The organism is Streptomyces sp. NPDC127129, assembly GCF_042671585.1.
Classification (GTDB): domain Bacteria; phylum Actinomycetota; class Actinomycetes; order Streptomycetales; family Streptomycetaceae; genus Streptomyces.
In genome coordinates, this window is record NZ_JBHXTV010000009.1 from 24,189 (window position 1) to 41,836 (window position 17,648).

At 71.7% G+C, this 17,648-nt stretch carries 21 protein-coding genes; 9 read left to right on the forward strand and 12 right to left on the reverse strand.

Features of this window, described 5'->3' with window-relative positions; genetic code table 11:
• Positions 1–46 precede the first annotated feature (46 nt).
• Positions 47–1,771, forward strand: coding sequence for a lysine--tRNA ligase (gene lysS / locus ACFVGW_RS18440; RefSeq protein ID WP_385852714.1), 1,725 nt, complete (start codon positions 47–49; stop codon positions 1,769–1,771).
• 150 nt (positions 1,772–1,921) lie between these two features.
• The gene (locus tag ACFVGW_RS18445; protein ID WP_383222629.1) at positions 1,922–2,128 is read left to right on the forward strand and encodes a hypothetical protein; all 207 of its coding nucleotides are present in this window, start codon (positions 1,922–1,924) and stop codon (positions 2,126–2,128) included.
• Positions 2,129–2,204: 76 nt separating this feature from the next.
• Here the strand turns inward: ACFVGW_RS18445 and ACFVGW_RS18450 are convergent, their stop codons facing one another.
• The 3 genes from ACFVGW_RS18450 to ACFVGW_RS18460 all read right to left on the reverse strand — a co-directional run bounded on the left by ACFVGW_RS18450 (position 2,205) and on the right by ACFVGW_RS18460 (position 5,276).
• A complete protein-coding gene (locus ACFVGW_RS18450; RefSeq protein ID WP_385852715.1) occupies positions 2,205–3,395 on the reverse strand; it encodes a DUF2637 domain-containing protein in 1,191 nt (396 codons plus the stop codon).
• 139 nt (positions 3,396–3,534) lie between these two features.
• Positions 3,535–4,260, reverse strand: coding sequence for a DUF3558 domain-containing protein (locus tag ACFVGW_RS18455; RefSeq protein WP_385852716.1), 726 nt, complete (start codon positions 4,258–4,260; stop codon positions 3,535–3,537).
• A 140-nt stretch (positions 4,261–4,400) separates the two neighbouring features.
• Entirely contained in the window at positions 4,401–5,276 is an 876-nt protein-coding gene (locus ACFVGW_RS18460) for a DUF3558 domain-containing protein (protein ID WP_385852717.1), read from the reverse strand.
• Between the two features lie 162 nt (positions 5,277–5,438).
• On the opposite strand from ACFVGW_RS18460, the gene ACFVGW_RS18465 reads away from it, so the two are divergent.
• Entirely contained in the window at positions 5,439–6,632 is a 1,194-nt protein-coding gene (locus ACFVGW_RS18465) for an RtcB family protein (RefSeq protein ID WP_385852718.1), read from the forward strand.
• A gap of 93 nt (positions 6,633–6,725) precedes the next feature.
• On the opposite strand, the gene ACFVGW_RS18470 is transcribed toward ACFVGW_RS18465, so the two are convergent.
• Both ACFVGW_RS18470 and ACFVGW_RS18475 read right to left on the reverse strand, forming a co-directional pair.
• Positions 6,726–7,490: an SDR family NAD(P)-dependent oxidoreductase gene (locus ACFVGW_RS18470; protein WP_383223016.1), complete on the reverse strand. Its 765-nt coding sequence runs from the start codon at positions 7,488–7,490 to the stop codon at positions 6,726–6,728.
• Between the two features lie 62 nt (positions 7,491–7,552).
• A complete protein-coding gene (locus ACFVGW_RS18475; protein WP_352187049.1) occupies positions 7,553–7,888 on the reverse strand; it encodes a YnfA family protein in 336 nt (111 codons plus the stop codon).
• Between the two features lie 75 nt (positions 7,889–7,963).
• On the opposite strand from ACFVGW_RS18475, the gene ACFVGW_RS18480 reads away from it, so the two are divergent.
• Positions 7,964–8,440 carry a hypothetical protein gene (locus ACFVGW_RS18480; protein WP_385852719.1) on the forward strand — a complete coding sequence of 159 codons (477 nt, stop codon included), beginning with the start codon at positions 7,964–7,966 and terminating at the stop codon, positions 8,438–8,440.
• Between the two features lie 29 nt (positions 8,441–8,469).
• Here ACFVGW_RS18480 and ACFVGW_RS18485 read toward each other — a convergent pair whose 3' ends face one another.
• Entirely contained in the window at positions 8,470–9,849 is a 1,380-nt protein-coding gene (locus ACFVGW_RS18485; RefSeq protein WP_385852720.1) for an FAD-dependent monooxygenase, read from the reverse strand.
• Positions 9,850–9,973: 124 nt separating this feature from the next.
• Between ACFVGW_RS18485 and ACFVGW_RS18490 the strand changes: the two genes are divergently transcribed.
• Positions 9,974–10,534, forward strand: a complete 561-nt coding sequence (locus tag ACFVGW_RS18490) for a TetR family transcriptional regulator (RefSeq protein WP_383222644.1) — start codon at positions 9,974–9,976, stop codon at positions 10,532–10,534.
• A 24-nt stretch (positions 10,535–10,558) separates the two neighbouring features.
• A complete protein-coding gene (locus ACFVGW_RS18495; RefSeq protein WP_352187053.1) occupies positions 10,559–11,044 on the forward strand; it encodes a MarR family winged helix-turn-helix transcriptional regulator in 486 nt (161 codons plus the stop codon).
• Positions 11,045–11,091: 47 nt separating this feature from the next.
• Here ACFVGW_RS18495 and ACFVGW_RS18500 read toward each other — a convergent pair whose 3' ends face one another.
• Both ACFVGW_RS18500 and ACFVGW_RS18505 read right to left on the reverse strand, forming a co-directional pair.
• Positions 11,092–11,829 carry a Mut7-C RNAse domain-containing protein gene (locus ACFVGW_RS18500; protein WP_352187054.1) on the reverse strand — a complete coding sequence of 246 codons (738 nt, stop codon included), beginning with the start codon at positions 11,827–11,829 and terminating at the stop codon, positions 11,092–11,094.
• A gap of 83 nt (positions 11,830–11,912) precedes the next feature.
• Positions 11,913–12,764, reverse strand: coding sequence for an NAD(P)H-binding protein (locus ACFVGW_RS18505; protein ID WP_385852721.1), 852 nt, complete (start codon positions 12,762–12,764; stop codon positions 11,913–11,915).
• A gap of 171 nt (positions 12,765–12,935) precedes the next feature.
• Between ACFVGW_RS18505 and ACFVGW_RS18510 the strand changes: the two genes are divergently transcribed.
• On the forward strand, positions 12,936–13,385 hold the full coding sequence (locus ACFVGW_RS18510) for a GNAT family N-acetyltransferase (protein WP_385852722.1): 450 nt from the start codon (positions 12,936–12,938) through the stop codon (positions 13,383–13,385).
• Here the strand turns inward: ACFVGW_RS18510 and ACFVGW_RS18515 are convergent.
• Both ACFVGW_RS18515 and ACFVGW_RS18520 read right to left on the reverse strand, forming a co-directional pair.
• Positions 13,382–13,960, reverse strand: coding sequence for a GNAT family N-acetyltransferase (locus ACFVGW_RS18515; RefSeq protein WP_385852723.1), 579 nt, complete (start codon positions 13,958–13,960; stop codon positions 13,382–13,384). The genes ACFVGW_RS18510 and ACFVGW_RS18515 overlap by 4 nt on opposite strands.
• Positions 13,961–13,974: 14 nt before the next feature.
• Entirely contained in the window at positions 13,975–14,883 is a 909-nt protein-coding gene (locus tag ACFVGW_RS18520; RefSeq protein ID WP_385852724.1) for a DUF6597 domain-containing transcriptional factor, read from the reverse strand.
• Positions 14,884–14,960: 77 nt separating this feature from the next.
• On the opposite strand from ACFVGW_RS18520, the gene ACFVGW_RS18525 reads away from it, so the two are divergent.
• A complete protein-coding gene (locus ACFVGW_RS18525) occupies positions 14,961–15,545 on the forward strand; it encodes a TIGR03086 family metal-binding protein (protein ID WP_385852725.1) in 585 nt (194 codons plus the stop codon).
• A gap of 11 nt (positions 15,546–15,556) precedes the next feature.
• Here ACFVGW_RS18525 and ACFVGW_RS18530 read toward each other — a convergent pair whose 3' ends face one another.
• Entirely contained in the window at positions 15,557–15,802 is a 246-nt protein-coding gene (locus tag ACFVGW_RS18530) for a hypothetical protein (RefSeq protein WP_352187060.1), read from the reverse strand.
• Positions 15,803–16,038: 236 nt separating this feature from the next.
• On the opposite strand from ACFVGW_RS18530, the gene ACFVGW_RS18535 reads away from it, so the two are divergent.
• Complete coding sequence (locus tag ACFVGW_RS18535; protein WP_385852726.1) at positions 16,039–16,968, forward strand: ABC transporter substrate-binding protein; 930 nt, start codon at positions 16,039–16,041, stop codon at positions 16,966–16,968.
• A 248-nt stretch (positions 16,969–17,216) separates the two neighbouring features.
• On the opposite strand, the gene ACFVGW_RS18540 is transcribed toward ACFVGW_RS18535, so the two are convergent.
• A complete protein-coding gene (locus ACFVGW_RS18540; RefSeq protein WP_385852903.1) occupies positions 17,217–17,606 on the reverse strand; it encodes a MerR family transcriptional regulator in 390 nt (129 codons plus the stop codon).
• Between the last annotated feature and the right edge of the window lie 42 nt (positions 17,607–17,648).

The window sequence follows — 17,648 nt, forward strand, 5'->3', positions numbered from 1 at the left end:
AGGCTGCAAGGCTTTCGAGGGACCAAGGAAGAAGGACGTACCGACCGTGGCTCAGAGCAGCACCGAGACCGACTGGGTCTCCCGTTTCGCGGACGAGGTCATCGCCGAGTCGGAGCGACGTGCGCCTGGCAAACCGGTCGTCGTCGCCTCCGGACTCTCCCCCTCCGGCCCGATCCACCTGGGCAACCTCCGCGAGGTCATGACCCCGCACCTGGTCGCGGACGAGATCCGCCGCCGTGGGCACGAGGTCCGCCACCTCATCTCCTGGGACGACTACGACCGCTACCGCAAGGTGCCGAACGGCGTCGCGGGCGTCGACGAGTCCTGGGCCGAGCACATCGGCAAGCCGCTGACCTCCGTCCCGGCCCCGGCCGGCTCGCCGTACGCGAACTGGGCGGAGCACTTCAAGGCCGCCATGGTCGAGTCGCTCGCCGAGCTGGGTGTCGAGTACGACCCGATCAGCCAGACGGAGCAGTACACGGCGGGCACCTACCGCGAGCAGATCCTGCACGCGATGAAGCACCGCGGTGACATCGACGCCATCCTCGACCAGTACCGGACGAAGAAGGCGCCGAAGAAGCAGTCGCAGAAGCCGGTCGACGACGCGGAGCTGGAGGCCGAGGAGGGCTCGGGCGCGGCCGCAGAGGACGACGGCTCCGGCGGCGCCGGCGGCTACTTCCCGTACAAGCCGTACTGCGGGCAGTGCGAGAAGGACCTGACGACCGTCACCTCGTACGACGACGCGACCACCGAGCTGGCCTACACCTGCACGGCGTGCGGCTTCTCCGAGACCGTCGCGCTGAGCGAGTTCAACCGCGGCAAGCTGGTCTGGAAGGTCGACTGGCCGATGCGCTGGGCATACGAAGGCGTGATCTTCGAGCCCTCCGGCGTGGACCACTCCTCGCCCGGCTCGTCGTTCGTCGTCGGCGGCCAGATCGTGCGCCAGATCTTCGACGGAGCCCAGCCGATCGGCCCCATGTACGCCTTCGTCGGCATCAGCGGCATGGCCAAGATGTCCTCCTCGCGCGGCGGCGTGCCCACCCCGGCGGACGCGCTGAAGATCATGGAGGCGCCGCTGCTGCGCTGGCTGTACGCGCGCCGCAAGCCCAACCAGTCCTTCAAGATCGCCTTCGACCAGGAGATCCAGCGGCTCTACGACGAGTGGGACAAGCTGGAGGCCAAGGTCGCCGACGGCTCCGTGCTGCCGGCGGACGCGGCCGCGCACGCGCGCGCCGCGCGCACGGCCGCCGGTGAGCTGCCGCGCACGCCGCGCCCGCTGCCGTACCGCACGCTGGCCTCGGTCATGGACATCACCGCCGGCCACGACGAGCAGACGCTGCGGATCCTGACCGAGCTGGACCCGGAGACGCCGGTCACCAGCCTGGACGAGGTCCGTCCGCGCCTTGACCGCGCCGAGAACTGGATCACCACCCAGGTCCCGGCCGACCAGCGCACGATCGTCCGCGACGAGCCGGACACCGAGCTCCTCGGCTCCCTCGACGACCAGGGCCGCGAGTCCCTGCGCCTCCTCCTGGAGGGCCTGGACACGCACTGGTCCCTGGACGGACTGACCACGCTCGTCTACGGCGTCCCGAAGGTCATGGCCGGTCTCGACCCCGAGGCCAAGCCGACCCCGGAGCTGAAGGTCGCCCAGCGTGCCTTCTTCGCCCTGCTCTACCAGCTGCTCGTCAGCCGCGAGACCGGGCCGCGCCTGCCGACGCTGCTGCTCGCGGTCGGCGCCGACCGGGTGCGCAAGCTGCTCGGGGCGTAACCGTACGGAGCGCACGAAGGGCCGCCACCGGTTACGGTGGCGGCCCTTCGCCGTGGTCGGTCCCGTCGGCGGACCCTCCACACTTCGGACTACGCGGGATTCCGACGTGAGCACGACGAAATCGGGTGCCGTGCAGGAGAGCGTGGAGGCATGAAGAACGACGTCATCGCAGTCATCGGATGGATCACCCTCGTACAGGGCGCACTCGGCGCGGGCGGGCAGATCTTCGGCGACAAGCCCTGGGGCCTGCTCCAGAAATGGTGGGACATCCCCACCGCCGGCTACCTCGCCCTCGCCGTCGTCGGCGTCGCGCTCGCCCTGTGGGGCGAGACCGCGAAGAAGCGGGCCAAGGCCTGAGATCCGGCTCGGACCGAGGCTGCCTGAGACCCGGCTCGGGCCAAGGCCTGAGACCCGGGCCCCGGCCCGCCGCAGGTCACGGGATGTGGTTCTCCGCGACCTCCTGCTGGATGCGCTGCCGCAGGCCCGGGGTGATCTGCCGGAGAAGCGACGTGCTGCGAGGGTGCCGCGTGCCGTACCGGTCGCTCAGCAGTATGTCGAGTTCCTCGTTGCTCGGGAACTGCTGGTTCTCCTGGACGTAGTCCCACATCGCCTTGTACGCGACCTCCGCGAACTCGGCCGTGGACGGCTCGGGATCGACGTACTCCTCGTACTCCTCGAACTGCTGCTCCGGGCGGGGGCCCGGGTCCGGCAGGTCCTCGGGGCCCTGCGGAACCGCCACCGGGGTCGGCTCCAGACCCTCCACGTACTGGGGGTCGTAGGCCGTCTCAAGGGCCTCCGGCGGGAGCGTCTGCGCCTGGAACCACGGACTGTCGTGGTTCGCGGGCAGCTGCTGCTGCGGAGCCAGCTGGACGGGCGGCTGCGCGGCCTCGACCGGTACCGCCTCCGCCAGTACGGGCTGGGGAGGGAGCAGGACCGGTTCCACGCCCGCTGCCGCGAGGCCCGCCGGGGCCGTTTCGGCGAGGGGCACGCCGTACTTCGCCAGCCGCAGCGGCATCAGCGCCTCCACCGGCGCCTTCCGCCGCCACGCGCGACCGAACCGCGCCTGCAGCCGCGCCTGGTAGATCAGCCGGTCCTGCTCCAGCTTGATCACCTGCTCGTACGAGCGCAGCTCCCACAGCTTCATCCGCCGCCACAGCCGGAACGTCGGTATCGGAGACAGCAGCCACCGTGTGAGGCGCACGCCCTCCATGTGCTTGTCGGCGGTGATGTCGGCTATTCGGCCCACCGCGTGCCGCGCCGCCTCCACCGCGACCACGAACAGCACCGGGATCACGGCGTGCATGCCGACGCCCAGCGGGTCCGGCCACGCGGCCGCGCCGTTGAACGCGATCGTCGCGGCCGTCAGCACCCACGCCGTCTGGCGCAGCAGCGGGAACGGGATCCGGATCCAGGTCAGCAGCAGGTCCAGTGCCAGGAGCACACAGATACCGGCGTCGATACCGATCGGGAAGAAGTACGAGAAGGTGCCGAAGCCCTTCTCCACGGCGAGCTCACGCACAGCGGCGTACGAACCCGCGAAACCGATACCGGCGATGACCACCGCACCGGCGATCACCACACCGATCAGTATCTTGTGCGTGCGTGTCAGCTGCACCGCGGCCACCCGCGATCCCCTCCCGTCAATCCACATCTCGCGGGCACAGCGTGGCACACGCGGGAGGAGCCCGACCCCCGGGGGAGGGACAGGCTCCTCGGAAACGTGCGCAAATACGGGTGTACGCGACGCCCGTGGCCCGCGTGGGCTACTTGTTCGCCGCCGCGACCGCCGCGACGGCCTCCTTCGAGGCCTTCACCGCGCCGGTCAGGATCGTCTTGTCCGAGGGGGTGTCGGCACCGGCGTACCCGGCACCGTTGTACGTGAGCAGCACGAGCACGTTGCCGGTCCGCGCCACGACCGAGGCGTACGTGAAGTCCTCGCCCGTCTTGCGCACTTCGTACGTGACGGCCTTCGCCTCGTCGCCGAGACCGGCCGAGTCCGAGGTCTTCAGCTTCTTCGCGCCCTCGGTCGCCTGGATCTTGGCGAGCTCCTTGGCGAAGTTCTCCTGGGCGCGCTTCTCGCCGCTGCCCAGGGAGGCGTCCGACTCGTAGCGGTAGAAGGAGACGTCGAGCCAGCGGTACTGCGAGCCCTTCACACCCTTGTCGTCGAGACCGTTCCACGAGCAGCCGCCGCGGCTCGCGGTGTCGCTCGACGCGGCCGCCGTACCGTTCTTCGCCTTCGCCTTCGGCACCAGGCTCTCGGTGGTCTTCGCGGAGATCGACTTGCAGACCTCGGGCAGCTCCGCGAACTTCGCGGGCTCGGGCGCCTTCGTCGTCTGCTTGCCGCTCGGGGCCGAGGAAGCGGGACCCTTGCCCTTGTCGGGCGTACCCGAACCACTGTCGGAGTCCGAGGAGCAGCCGGCGACGACGAGCATCACCGGAACGGCTGCGCAGGCGAGTATGCGGGTGAGTCGCGGGGCTGATCGGTGCATGGTTCCTTCAGTCGCTTGTCGTACGGTCCGGTCACGGTCCGGCCGGCGGCCACGGTACGCCGACACGTTACGTGGTCCCGGCGCGGTCGCGGAGTGCTCGCCGGACGGTCCCGGGGCGGCCCCCGGGCGGGGCGGGACCGCTACTCCTCCAGGCGCTCGGAGAGCAGACGGGCCAGGTTCAGGGCCTTTTCCTGCAGTTCCTGGCTGTCCGGCGCCTCCGCGGAGCCGGTCGTCTGCTCCACGTACTCGACCGTCACGACCACGTTGGATGTGCGGAACACCACGCTCACGGTGCGATGCCGGCCGTTCGCCCCGCCGGCGCTGAGTGCGTCGTCGAGGAAGGCGACCTGGCCGAGGCCCTGCAGGACGCGCGGTTCCAGACCGGTGGTCGGGGCGCCCGTGGGGGTCTGCTGCGGGGTCTGGGTGCCCGAGGGGGTGGGCGGCTGCGCGCCGCCGCCCGGCGCGGCGGTCGTGCCAGGGCTGCCGCCGGTGTTGCCGGAGGGGCTCGCGGGGCTCTGCGTCGGCTGCGTGGCCTCCGTGGGCTGAGCCGGCGGGGGTGGCTGCGTCGGCTGGGGGAGGTCCGCCGCGAGCTGCTTGCGCGAGAACACCTCCTGCGCGCGGTCGTCGTCGCTCACGGCGGGGTCGTACGAGACGACGCGCTCGATGTCGAGCCGCAGCCGGTGCATGGCGTCCGGTGTGTCGGCCTTCCAGCTGCAGCCGACGCGGCGGTCGGTGTCGTACGTGACGGCGGCGGCGCCGCGGTACACGGCGATCCGCTCCTCGTCGGGGAGCTGGGCGGCGCCGGGGAGCAGGTCGCGGAGCGTGTTCTGCGGGACGGCGCCGCAGGGCTCGAAGAGCGTGCGGTAGCGGCCGGGGGGCGCGGCGGGGGCGGCGGGGCCGGCCTTGGAGTCGACGGCGCCGGTTCCGGATCCGCCTCCGGAGGAACATCCGGTGAGTCCGAGGACGAGCGCTGCGGCGAGCGCTGCCAGACCGGGTACGTACGCCTGTCGCTGCACGCTCCCAGGCTCCCTTCTCCCGAAAACTGTTTGCCGCCGGATACCGGCCGGTGGACACAATGTCTATCGCACGCACGGCTGTTGATGCCGGTCCGTTGTCACCTGTACGGGCCTTGGCTCCGGTTTTTGCGTTATCAGGCTTTTTGGGGGAATCGAGGAAGTATGTCGTATGTAGAGGTACCGGGCGCGAAGGTGCCCATCCGGATGTGGACCGATCCTTCCACGGTCGAGGGCGGCGCGATGCAGCAGCTCCAGAACGTGGCCACGCTGCCGTGGATCAAGGGCCTGGCCGTGATGCCGGACGTGCATTACGGCAAGGGCGCGACCGTCGGCTCGGTCATCGCGATGCACGGAGCGGTCTGTCCGGCGGCGGTGGGTGTGGACATCGGCTGCGGGATGTCGGCGGTCAGGACGTCGCTGACGGCGAACGACCTGCCGGGGGACCTGTCGCGACTGCGGTCCAAGATCGAGCAGGCGATTCCGGTGGGGCGCGGGATGCACCGCGACGAGGTGGACCCCTCGCGGCTCTTCCAGTTCCCGACGGCGGGCTGGGACGACTTCTGGTCGCGGTTCGACGGGATCGCGGAGTCGGTCAAATTCCGTCACGAGCGCGCGCAGAAGCAGATGGGGACGCTAGGCAGCGGAAATCACTTTGTCGAATTTTGCCTTGATTCGACCGGTTCTGTGTGGTTGATGCTGCACTCCGGGTCGCGGAACATCGGCAAGGAGCTCGCCGAGTACCACATCGGCGAGGCGCAGAAGCTGCCCCACAACCAGGGGCTCGTCGACCGTGACCTGGCGGTCTTCGTGTCGGACACCCCGCAGATGGCGGCCTATCGGAACGACCTGTTCTGGGCGCAGGAGTACGCGAAGTACAACCGCGCGATCATGATGGCCCTCTTCCAGGAGGTCGTGCGCCGGGAGTTCCGCAAGGCGAAGGTGACCTTCGACCCGGTGATCTCCTGCCACCACAACTACGTGGCGGAGGAGCGGTACGAGGGGATGGACCTGCTCGTCACCCGTAAGGGGGCGATCCGGGCCGGCTCCGGCGACTTCGGGATCATCCCGGGCTCCATGGGCACCGGCTCGTACATCGTGAAGGGGCTCGGCAACGAGGCCTCCTTCAACTCGGCCTCGCACGGCGCAGGCCGGAAGATGAGCCGGACCGCGGCGAAGCGGCGCTTCTCGACGCGGGACCTGGAGGAGCAGACGCGCGGCGTGGAGTGCCGTAAGGACTCCGGCGTCGTGGACGAGATCCCGGGCGCGTACAAGCCGATCGAGAAGGTCATCGACCAGCAGCGGGACCTGGTCGAGGTGGTCGCGAAGCTGAAGCAGGTCATCTGCGTGAAGGGCTGATGTCCGTGGGGCGGAGGCCGAAGCGCGGAGGGAAGGGGCCGGTGCTGAGCACCGGCCCCTTCCGTGTCCGCCGATCCGGTCGCCGCCGGGCGCTCAGAGTTCGCGGTGGACCTTGGTGTTGGAGGCCTGGGCGCGGGGGCGGACCACCAGGAGGTCGATGTTGACGTGGGAGGGGCGGGTGCAGGCCCAGGTGATGGTGTCGGCGACGTCGTCGGCGGTGAGGGGTTCCGCCACGCCCGCGTAGACCTTGGAGGCCTTCTCGGTGTCGCCGCGGAAGCGGGTCGTGGCGAACTCGTCCGTCTTGACCATGCCGGGGGCGATCTCGATGACGCGGACCGGGGTGCCGACGATCTCCAGGCGGAGGGTCTCGGCGAGGACGCGGGCGCCGTTCTTGGCGGCGACGTAGCCGGCGCCGCCCTCGTAGGTGGCGTGTCCCGCGGTGGAGGAGAGGACGACGACCGTGCCGTCGCCGCTCTCGGTGAGCGCGGGGAGCAGGGCCTGGGTGACGTTGAGGGTGCCGATGACGTTGACCTCGTACATCTCACGCCAGTCGTCGGGGTTGCCGCTGGAGACGGGGTCGGCGCCGAGGGCGCCGCCGGCGTTGTTGACGAGGACGGCGATGGTGCGGAAGGCGGTCGCGAAGGTCTGGACGGCGTCGCGGTCGGTGACGTCGAGGGCGTAGGCGGTGGCCTGGTGGCCGGCCTCGACGATCTCGGCGGCCAGTGCCTCGATCCGGTCCTTGCGGCGGGCGGTGAGGACCACGCGGTATCCGGCGGCGGCGAGCTGCCTGGCGGTGGCCGCGCCGATTCCGCTGCTCGCTCCGGTGACGACGGCGATGGGGGTACCGGCGGCAGTCATGACGTGCTCCTCGCGCATGTGGTCGATTGTGTCGATCGCGTGGTCAGGATAGGTCCGAGGCCTCAGCGGCCGCGGGGGGCGTACATGATCACGGCCATGCCGGCCAGGCAGATGAGGGCTCCGGTGATGTCCCAGCGGTCGGGGCGGTAGCCGTCGGCGACCATGCCCCAGGCGAGGGATCCGGCGACGAACACTCCGCCGTAGGCGGCGAGGATGCGGCCGAACTCGGCGTCGGGCTGGAGGGTGGCGACGAATCCGTAGATGCCGAGGGCGGCGATGCCGGCTCCGATCCAGATCCAGCCGCGGTGTTCGCGTACGCCTTGCCAGACGAGCCAGGCCCCGCCGATCTCGAAGAGGGCGGCGACGGCGAAGAGGGCGGCGGACCGGGCGACGAGCATGGGGCCAGGGTGCCATGGGACACGCTGACTGACAGGTAGTCAGAACATATGCGGTGTTGTCGGTATCTTCTGGGCATGAGTGCGATGCGCAGGGCCCTGCTCGGTGTGGTGCTGTCGGCCGCGGTGGTGGTCGGTACGGGCGAGGGAGCCCGCGCTGTCGAGGCCGAGGCCGAGGCCGATCTCGCCCACCACGGCCATCTGTCCCTGTGGGAGGGGCGGATGGGCGTCCGGCTGGTGAGCGAGAACCACGGCCCGTCGGACGTGCCGCAGGCGACGGTGCGGCTGGCCTTCTCCGAGCCGATGGCGGGTGGGCAGGTGCTTCCTCCGTCCTGTCTGTGGGCGAGCGAGCGGGTCGTGGTCTGTCGTACGGGCGAGCTGCGCGCCGCCGGGGCGGTCGAGGAGCTGGTGCTCGATCTGCGGACGGCCGGTTCGCCGGACGAGGTGATGGTCGACATCGCGACGATCTGGTCCGACGGGGTCGCCGACGGCAACGCTCTGAACGACCGCCATCACGTCCTGGTCCTGGCCACCGGTGACCCGTACGTCTTCTGATCCGTCCTCCGCCGCCCGCGGCCGCATCGTCAGAAGGTGTAGCCGTCGGGGCGGACGAGGAGCGTCGTGCGGCGGGCGGGGTCGGTCCAGGTCGCCCGTACGACCCGGGCCGGTGTCGTGGGGGAGGCGGGCAGGACGGGTGTGGCGCCCTCGGGGGCGATCAGAACGAACTCGCCCTCGCGCAGCAGCTCGTAGAGCCTGCCCTCGCGCAGCTTCAGGTCGGGGACGCGCCGGGTGTTCCGGCCGTAGGAGATCCCGATCCCGCTGATCATGCCCATCGCCTTGGCGGAGGCGGCCGGGACGCTGTTCAGGAGGTGTGCGGCGAGAGCGCGCAGGGCGCGCCGGACGGGGCCGCGGGCCATGGCGAGCCGGATGATGGCGCCGCTGCTGCGGAGCACCGAGGTGCCGACGGGGTGGCGCTCGGACTGGTAGCTGTCGAGGAGGGCCTCGGGGTCGGGGGCGTCGCCGCGCAGGACCGCCGCGAGCTTCCACGAGAGGTTGGCGGCGTCCTGGAGGCCGGTGTTCATGCCCTGGCCACCGGCGGGGGAGTGGACGTGGGCGGCGTCTCCGGCGAGGAAGACGCGCCCCGCGCGGTAGGCCGGGGCCTGGCGTTCGTCGCTGTGGAAGCGGGAGAGCCAGCGGGCGTCGTGCATGCCGTAGTCGGTGCCGAGCGCGCGGCGGGCGATGTCGCGGACCTCGTCGAGGCCGAGGGGCTCGCCGTCGGGGACCTCGCGGTCGCGGGTCCAGCCCATGACGCGGTACCAGCCGTCGCCGAAGGGGGCGATGAAGGCGAAGGCGTCCCCGACTCCGTTGACCATCAGCGTCTCCTCGGGCTTCTCGGCGAGCCGGACGTCGGCGAGGACGATGGAGCGGATCACCGACTCGCCGGGGAAGGGCAGGCCGAGGGTGTTTCGCACGGTGCTGCGCACGCCGTCGGCGCCGACGAGATAGCGGGCGCGGACGGTGGTGGCGGTGCCGTCGGGACCGGTGACCTCGGCGGTGACGTGGTCGGCGTCCTGGGTCAGTCCGCGCAGTTCCGTCCCGTACCGGAACTCCACACCCTCGGACAGCGCGCGCCGCTCGAGGAGCCGCTCGACCTGGTACTGGGGGGTGATGAGCAGGTACGGGAAGCGGGAGCGGAGCCGGGCGAGGTCGAGGGAGAGGCGGCGGAAGAGCTTCAGCTCGGTGATCGGGAAGCCGGTGGTGATCAGCTCGTCTGCGAGGCCGCGGGCGTCGAGGTGCTCCAGGGTGCGGGCGTGCACTCCGAAGGCGCGGGTCATGTTGCTGATGCCGTGCGGGCGGCGCTCGATCACCGTGACGCGGAGGCCCGCGGCGGCGAGGTCGCCGGCGAGCAGCATTCCGGTGGGGCCGGAGCCGGCGACGAGAACGTCCGTGTCCAGGTGGTTCATGGCTCACTCCTGACTGACAGTGGTGCCCACGACCGTTGGCCAACTAGTGTTGGTCAACGCTTGTTGGTAAATGTAGGACCGGCCGCGATGGACTGTCAACACCCGTTGGCCTACAGTTGTTGGCATGATGACCGCACGTCGCTCCGACGCCACTCGCGCCGCGATCCTCGAAGCCGCCCGCGAGCGTTTCGCCTCCGACGGATACGACCGCGCCACCATCCGGGCCATCGCCCGCGACGCGGGGATCGACCCCTCGATGGTGATGCGCTACTACGGCAGCAAGGAGGGGCTGTTCGCCGCGGCGTCCGAGTTCGAACTGGACCTCCCCCAGCTCGGCGCCCTTCCGTCCCAGCACATCGGCGCGGTCCTGGTCAGGCACTTCCTCGAACGCTGGGAGCGCGACGACGTGCTGACCGGGCTGCTGAGGGTCGGCGTGACGAATCCCGCGGGCGCCGAGCGGATGCAGGCGATCTTCGCCGGGCAGCTCGGCCCCGTCACCGTCGGTGTCTGCCCCGACCCCGCCGAGGCGCCGCGCCGCGCCGCGCTCGTCGCCTCGCAGATTCTCGGAATGGCGCTCGCCCGCTTCGTGCTACGGCTGCCGCCCGCGGTCGAGATGTCCCAGGACGAGATCGTCGCCTGGCTCGGACCGACCGTGCAGAGGTATCTGACGGCCCCCGAGCCGTAGGCCCCTGCTTCGTACACTTTCTGCATGCCGCAGAAGAATTCCGCCCGGCGCGACGGCCTCATGACCGAGCTGTACGACGAGGCCCGCCGCTACATGGCCGCGTACGCGCTGTTCAACCAGGCGGTCGCCGACCAGCTGCGGCTGCACCCCACGGACGTGCAGTGTCTGAACCTGCTCTCCCTGGAGCCCGGCCCGGTGACCACCGGCCGGGTCGCCGAGCTGACGGGGCTCACCACCGGCTCCGCGACCCGCCTCGTCGACCGTCTGGAGCGCGCCGGCTACGTCACGCGCGAGCGGGACGCCGAGGACCGGCGGCGCGTCCTCGTCACCGCCGTGCCGGAGCGGATGGCGGAGCTGGGCGCGTTCTGGCGCAGGCTCAACGCGACCTGGGGCACCATGTTCGACGCGTACAGCGACGCCGAAGTCGCCCTGCTCATCGCCCATATGCGACGGACCGTCGAGCTCAGCGCCGTCCAGGTCGAGCGGCTGCGCAAGGGCGAACTCGACTGACCGTCCCGCCTCGAACGCCGGCCGCCGGCCCCCGGTACGGCCCTCGGTCAGCGCGCGGCCGCGCCGCCGAACTCCCGCAGCGCGTCGGTGACGATCGCCTCCAGGCGGGCGTGGTGCGCGCCGCGCCAGTACACCCGCTCGCACTCCGTGCACCGCGCGAACACGTCGTACGTCTTCTCCGTGCCCTGCTCCAGGCGCTCGCGCACCGAGTCCTTGTCGGCGTCGGTCAGCGGTCCGTTGCAGGCGGTGCAGCGGGTCCACGGCCTCAGGGGCGGTGCGAACCGCTCCAGTACGTCACGGAGCTGGTCGTCGGGCTGGTCGCTGTACACATACGCGCCGGCCCACAGCTCCCGGCGGCGCAGCAGCCCACGGTCCCGGGAGAGCATCACGCGCCGCTCCTTCGCGGAGAGCGCCGCGAGCGCCGGGTCGCCGATGTCCTCGCTCTCGTACGCCGCGTCGACCCCGAGGAGGCGCAACCGTCGGGCGAGCGTGCCCAGATGCACGTCGAGGAGGAACCGCAGCGGGGCACCGGGCACCTGTTGGGGCCGCTCGACGCCCTCGACCTCGATCGTCTCGCCCGCGGCGGGAATGTGGGACACCTCCACCGGACGCCCGTCCACCAGCAGCCGGCCGGTCTCGGTCAGCGGCACGCCGAGAGACTCCACGACATGTCCGAGCGTCGAGGCGCCGTCGGTGGCCACGGCCGTGCGCCCCGAGCGCCGTTCGGCCGAGACGAAGAGGCGCAGTCCGGGGGCGAAACTGATCTGGATCTCCGGTCCGTTCACGGGGACAGGATGTCACCGCGGCCTGCGGGCGGCCAGGGAATTCGGCCCGGTGACGGCCCTGCCGGGCGGCCGCACCCCCGCGCCTACGGGCGGAAGGCCTCCGCGTGCTCGGCGGCCCACAGGGCGAAGGTCCGCGCCGGGTGTCCGGTCAGCTCCTCGACGGTCCGCGTCACGGGGACCGGCCGGCCGTCGTGCGAGGCCCAGTAGGAGAGCAGGGCGTCGGCGAAGGACTCGGGGATGTGGGCGGAGACGGACCTCTTCCACTCCTCGGGGGTGACCGCGGCGGAGAGCGCGGGGCGGCCCGTCGCCTCGGCGAGTATCGCCAGCTGCTCGGTGAAGTCGAGCGACTCCGGTCCGGTCAGCAGATGGGAGGAGCCGCGCAGTCCGGGATCGGTCAGGACGGCGAAGGCGGCCTCGGCGATGTCCTGCTCGTGGATCGGATCGCCGTGCGACCCGGGGTACGGGAGCTCCACCGCGTGCCCGGACCTGATCGCCCACGACCACTGCAGGGCGTTCGTCGCGAACGCGCCCGGCTGGAGGTGGGTCGCCTCGAAGGCGCCGTCGGCGGCCGCGGCCGCCAGGGCGCGCTCGACGGCCAGGTGCGAGGCGGCGATCGCGTTCTTTGCGGCGTCGGGGGCGAGGACGGAGCTGGAGGAGAGCAGGGCGATGTGCTGGACGCCGGCCGTCCGGGCCCGGGCGACGAAGGCGTCGACGTGCGAGGGCTCGGCGTACAGGAAGACGGAGTCGACACCGTCGAGCGCGGCCTCGAAGTCCGCCGGATCGGAGAGGTCGCAGCGGACGGTCTCGACTCCGTCGGGTGGTGAGAGGTCCGCGGGGTTCTTGGAGGCGGCCCTGGCCTTGATGCCGGCGCCGTGGAGGAGGTCCAGCAGGGCCGAGCCCACGCGGCCGCGGCTTCCGGTGACGAGAACGGTCATGGCAGAGGTCCTTTCGTCGGGCTTCCCCGCGGCGACTGTGCGATCGCTTGCGCAGAGAAGAATCTGTGTCACGCAGATAAATATCCGCGAGTGCGCCCGGCCCGTCAACCCTGATAAACCCCGGACACCCGCCCCGGCAGGGGCCGCCGGCTCCTGGGATACGGTCCCGGCATGAAGATCATCGACCTTGAGCCGGGCGACCCGCGCCTGGAGACCGACCTGCTCCCCGTCCTGCGCGAACTCCGCCCGCACCTCACGCCGGAGCTCTTCCACGACGTCCACCGCAACGGCCACCCGCAGGGGCTGCGCTTCAGCGCCGCCTACTCCGAGGACGGTGTCTGCGTGGGCGCCGCCGGCTGGCGGATCATCGACAACACCAGCTCGATCCGCAAGCTCTACGTCGACGACCTGGTCACCGCCGCCGACGCGCGCTCCACCGGCGTCGGCCACGCGCTCCTGGCCCACCTGGAGCAGCACGCGCGCGAGGCCGGCTGCCACGAGCTCAACCTCGACTCCGGCACCCACCGCACCGGAGCCCACCGCTTCTACCTGCGCGAGCGCCTCGACATCGTCGCCTTCCACTTCACCAAGGCTCTGAACACGGACGGCCCGGAGAGCTAGGGCCTGTACGGGCCCTGGAGCGCCTCCAGGTCCAGGCGCCAGTCGTTGCAGCGCATCGGGCGGCCGGGCGGGTACTCCAGGTCACGCGCGCCGAGCAGCTCGAAGCCCGCCTTGCGGCAGACCGCGTTCGACGGTCCGTTCTCCGTCGAGGGGAAGGCGTGCAGGAAGCGGTGCGTGTGCTCGGCGCGCGCCAGCTCGGCGACCAGGCGCGTGGCCGCCGTCGCGACGCCCCGGCCCTGGTGCCCCGGGAGAACCGTCCAGCCCGTCTCGTAGACCGGCTCCCCGTCCTCCGCCTGCTCCCAGAACCCGATACCGCCGACCGCGATCTCCTCGGGGAGCAGCACGATCCGGAACATCCGGCCCGCACTCGTCCGCGCGGTGCTCAGGTCCACATAGCGCCGATGCCGTTTGGCGAGTGCCTCGTCGGTCTCCGGGCCGCCGAGATGCTCCATCAGCTCGGGCGCGTTCATGGCGGTCAGCAGCTCGAAGTCGCCCTCGGACCAGGGTTCGAGACGTACGGGCGAGGCGGCAGGGGAGGGCGAGGCGGACGAGGGGAGCGGGGCGTCGGCTTCCATGCCCGCACTGTAGGTCAGGGGTCCGACACCTGGCGGGCGTACGCCGTGGGCGGCACCCCGACCGTCGCCGTGAAGTCCCGTACGAGATGGGCCTGGTCGCTGTACCCGAGCTCGGCCGCCAGGGCGGCCCAGTCGGGGGAGATCCCGCCCTCCGTCGCCTCGGCGCGCTCCAGGGCCTCGTGGATGCGGTACCGCAGGATGACCCATTTCGGCCCGACGCCCACGTAGTTGGCGAAGAGCCGCTGGAGCGACCGGCTCGACATCCCTGCCACACCGGCCAGTTCGGACGCACGGCGGATCGTCCGGTCCGTACGCACCCGATCCACCAGTGCCATGGCGTGCGAGGCCTGCGGATCGGGCGCGGGGCCCCGGGCGAGCAGGAAGGCGTCGAGCGCCGCCACGCGCGCGTGCTCGGCCTCCGGGGCGAGGACGGCCGCCACGGCGGCGGCGCCGGCTTCCGCGAACACCTCGCCGAGCGGGACGCGACGGCCCGTCCACTCCGACACCGGCCACGCGGGGGCGAACGGCCGGAAGCCGCCCGGCCGGAACTGCACACCGCAGACCCGGCCGACACCTGTGAGCTTCTTCGTGAAGAGTCCGAGCCCGATCCCGGCGACCTCGGCGAACGACGCGCCGCCGTCGCTCGCATCCCCGCCCGCATCCCCGCCCGCGCCCCCGCCCTCGATCCCGCCCCTGTCCCCGTCCCCGTCGTCGTAGCGCTGGAAGACGACGTTGACGGACGGATGCGGGACGACATGGCTCGCGTACGGCTCGGTCAGGTCCCAGTCGATGAACCAGTAGTGCTCCAGGTACGGGCGCAGCTCCGGCGCCGGCTCGTGGCGGCGGAAGCGGACGCGGGTGAGGAGCTCGGCCGCGTCGACGATTCCGCGGGTGTCACGGCGCGGGCCGCCGGAGGACGTCATACCAGTCAGCCTAGGGCCGCCCTCCGCTGTCGTGTTTCTTCAAGACTCCGACGGGAAGGATCACTTAGCGTCACTGCATGACGAACCGTACGCAACCTCTCAGCGAGCTGCTCGGTACCGCCGCCGCCCACGCCGCCCCCGTGGTGCGCGGTGTCGCCGACGACAGCCTCAGCGCGCCCACGCCGTGTTCCGCATACGACGTACGGGCCCTGCTCAACCACCTCTTCCACGTCGTCGTGAACTTCCAGGCGCTGGCCGCCAAGCAGCCCGCCGACTTCTCCACGACCCCGGACCGCCTGAGCGACGCCGACTGGCGCGCCCGCTTCGAGTCCGAGACCGCGAAGCTCGTCGAGGCCTGGGCCGCGCCCGGCGCGGAGGAGGGGACCTCGGGGGCGATGGGGCTGCCGGCTAGGACCGTCGGTTCGATGGCCCTGCTCGATCTGACCGTCCACCTCTGGGACCTCGCCCAGGCCACCGGGCAGAGCTTCGAGCCGGACCCGGCCGTCGTGGAGAGCCTGACGGGAACGGTGGAGGAGCTGGCTCCGACGGCCCGGAAGATGGACGTCTTCGCCGCGGCCGTGGCGGTTCCGGAGAACGCCTCCGCCTTTGAGCGGCTCCTCGCGGCGACCGGCCGGAACCCGCGCGACCGGGCGGCGGCCTGAGGCCTCCGCGTCTATCGCAGGCGGCCTGCGGAGCCCACCGACAGGCGCGAGACGACCTGCCCGAAGGCCTGCTCCTCGGCGTGGGTGAGCTGCACGGTCTCCTGGGGGTGCCAGACCCGCTCCAGCGGGGCTTCGGCCCGCGCGCGGCGCGCACGGGAGCGCAGGCTCAGCGCCACCCAGACCGCGGTGGAGACGGCGAGGAGTCCGACGAGGGTGATCACACGGGGGTCCGAGAACTGGCCGGGCAAGGACGACATGGCTGACTCCGGGGAGCGAGGGCCGGTACGGGGGCGTGCCCCGGCAGGGGGCGCGTGCGCACGGCGCTGACGATTCCTACTGCTTCCTCCCGACCTGTTCAGTTAACACCACCGTGGGGGTCTTTCGGCAGGGGGGACCGGGACCAAAGTCCCGCCCGGAGGCCCTCTTGTGCGGCTCGGTGAACCGCTTCAGTGTGGCGGGGCAGGCAGGTTTCGGCCGGGGAGGGAGCAGCCGCATGTCGGACATGAAGGTGTGGGGGTTCACCGACGACAGGGGCACGGCGCTGGGTGCCGTGCGCGGGCCGGAGAGGGTGGTGGCCTATGTACGTGCGGGGGCGGCCCTGCTCGATCTGGGGGTGACGCCCGTCGCGGTGTACGGATCGGGCCATGACGGCGAGGGCCTCGATCCGGTCAAGGCGGGGGAGCTGGAGGCGGCCGGGGTGCCGTACCTGGGGCCGGGGCGGACCCTGGACGAGGCGCGGCTGCGGAGCCTCGGCCCCGAGCTGATCGTCGACGTCACGTACGACGGGAAGAGCGCGTACGCGCTGGACGAGGGTGTCGCCGAACGGCTCGGGGTGCCGCTGGCCGCGCTCTCCGTGGGCAACGAGCTGTCGCTTGCGGCGATCATCGGGCGCTTCCGCGAGCTGGCGGCGGCCCTCGGCGCCGCTCCCCTCGGCGTGGCTTCGGCAGGCGCGGCTTCCCTCGGCGGGGCTCCCGACGGCGCGGCTTCGGCAGGCGCGGCTTCCCTCGGCGCGCCTGCGGACGTGGCCCCCGCCGGCCCCGTGGCCCCCGCCGAGGCGGCACTCCGCGACGCCGCCTCCCGGGCGGACGTCACCGTGCTCGCGCTCTCCGGCGCCGGCCCCGACCAGGTCCACCTGGCCCGGCCGCAGGCCTGGCCCGAGCTCGCCCGCCTCCGGGAGCTGGGCGTGCAGGTGGTCGATCCCGGACCCGGACCCGGCGCCAACTGGCTCACGGCCGACTGGGAGCACGCCGCGGCACTCCGCCCGGACCTCGTGCTCTTCGACAGCCGCGCCAACGCCGTGGGCCCCGAGGCGTTCCCGCCCGTGGGCCACGCGCGCGTGGCGCCGTGGAATCCGGAGACTCCGCCGAGCCCGGCGGCCTACGCCCGCTTCTTCGAGGGCATCGCGCAGGCCCTTCTGCGCTAGGGCCTCTCGTTTGGATCTTGCCGGGCTCGCGCGCCCTGGTGCCGCGCCTCGCCGCGTTGTCGTCGGTCGGCATGGCTCCGCCATGCCTCCCTCCTCCGCCTTGCGATCCACGGCACCAGACCCCGCTCACTGATCCGGCCTGATCCAAACGAAAGACCCTAGGGCCTGCCGTACGGCCTCCTAGAGCCCGACGCCCCCGCCACTCCCGACGCTCCCACCGCTCATGCCACCCCCGCCACTCCCACCGCTCACGCCACCCCCGACGCTTCGCCCAGCTTCGCGCGCAGGGAGGCCGCGAACTCCTCCACGCGCGACAGCTGGGAGCGGAGCTCCGCGACGCGCGCGGCGGCCGCCTGCTCGTAGCGGCGTACGCGGGCGGCCAGGGCGGGCCGTTCGGCGGGGGAGAGCCGGGGGTCGGCGAGGCGGTCCACGGCCGAGAGGAGGTCGCGGGTCTCGTCGATCGTGAAGCCCAGCGGTTTCATCCGGCGGATCACCATCAGCCGGTCGACGTCGGCGTCCGTGTAGAGCGGGAAGCCGCCCTGGGACGAGGCGGAGGGGATGACGAGACCGCTGTCCTCGTACTGGCGGATGGTCCGCAGGGACAGCTCCGTCCGGGCGGCGACCTCGCCGATCTGCATGGGTTCGCCGGCGATGCGCACTCTGCTCACGGTGTCCGTCCT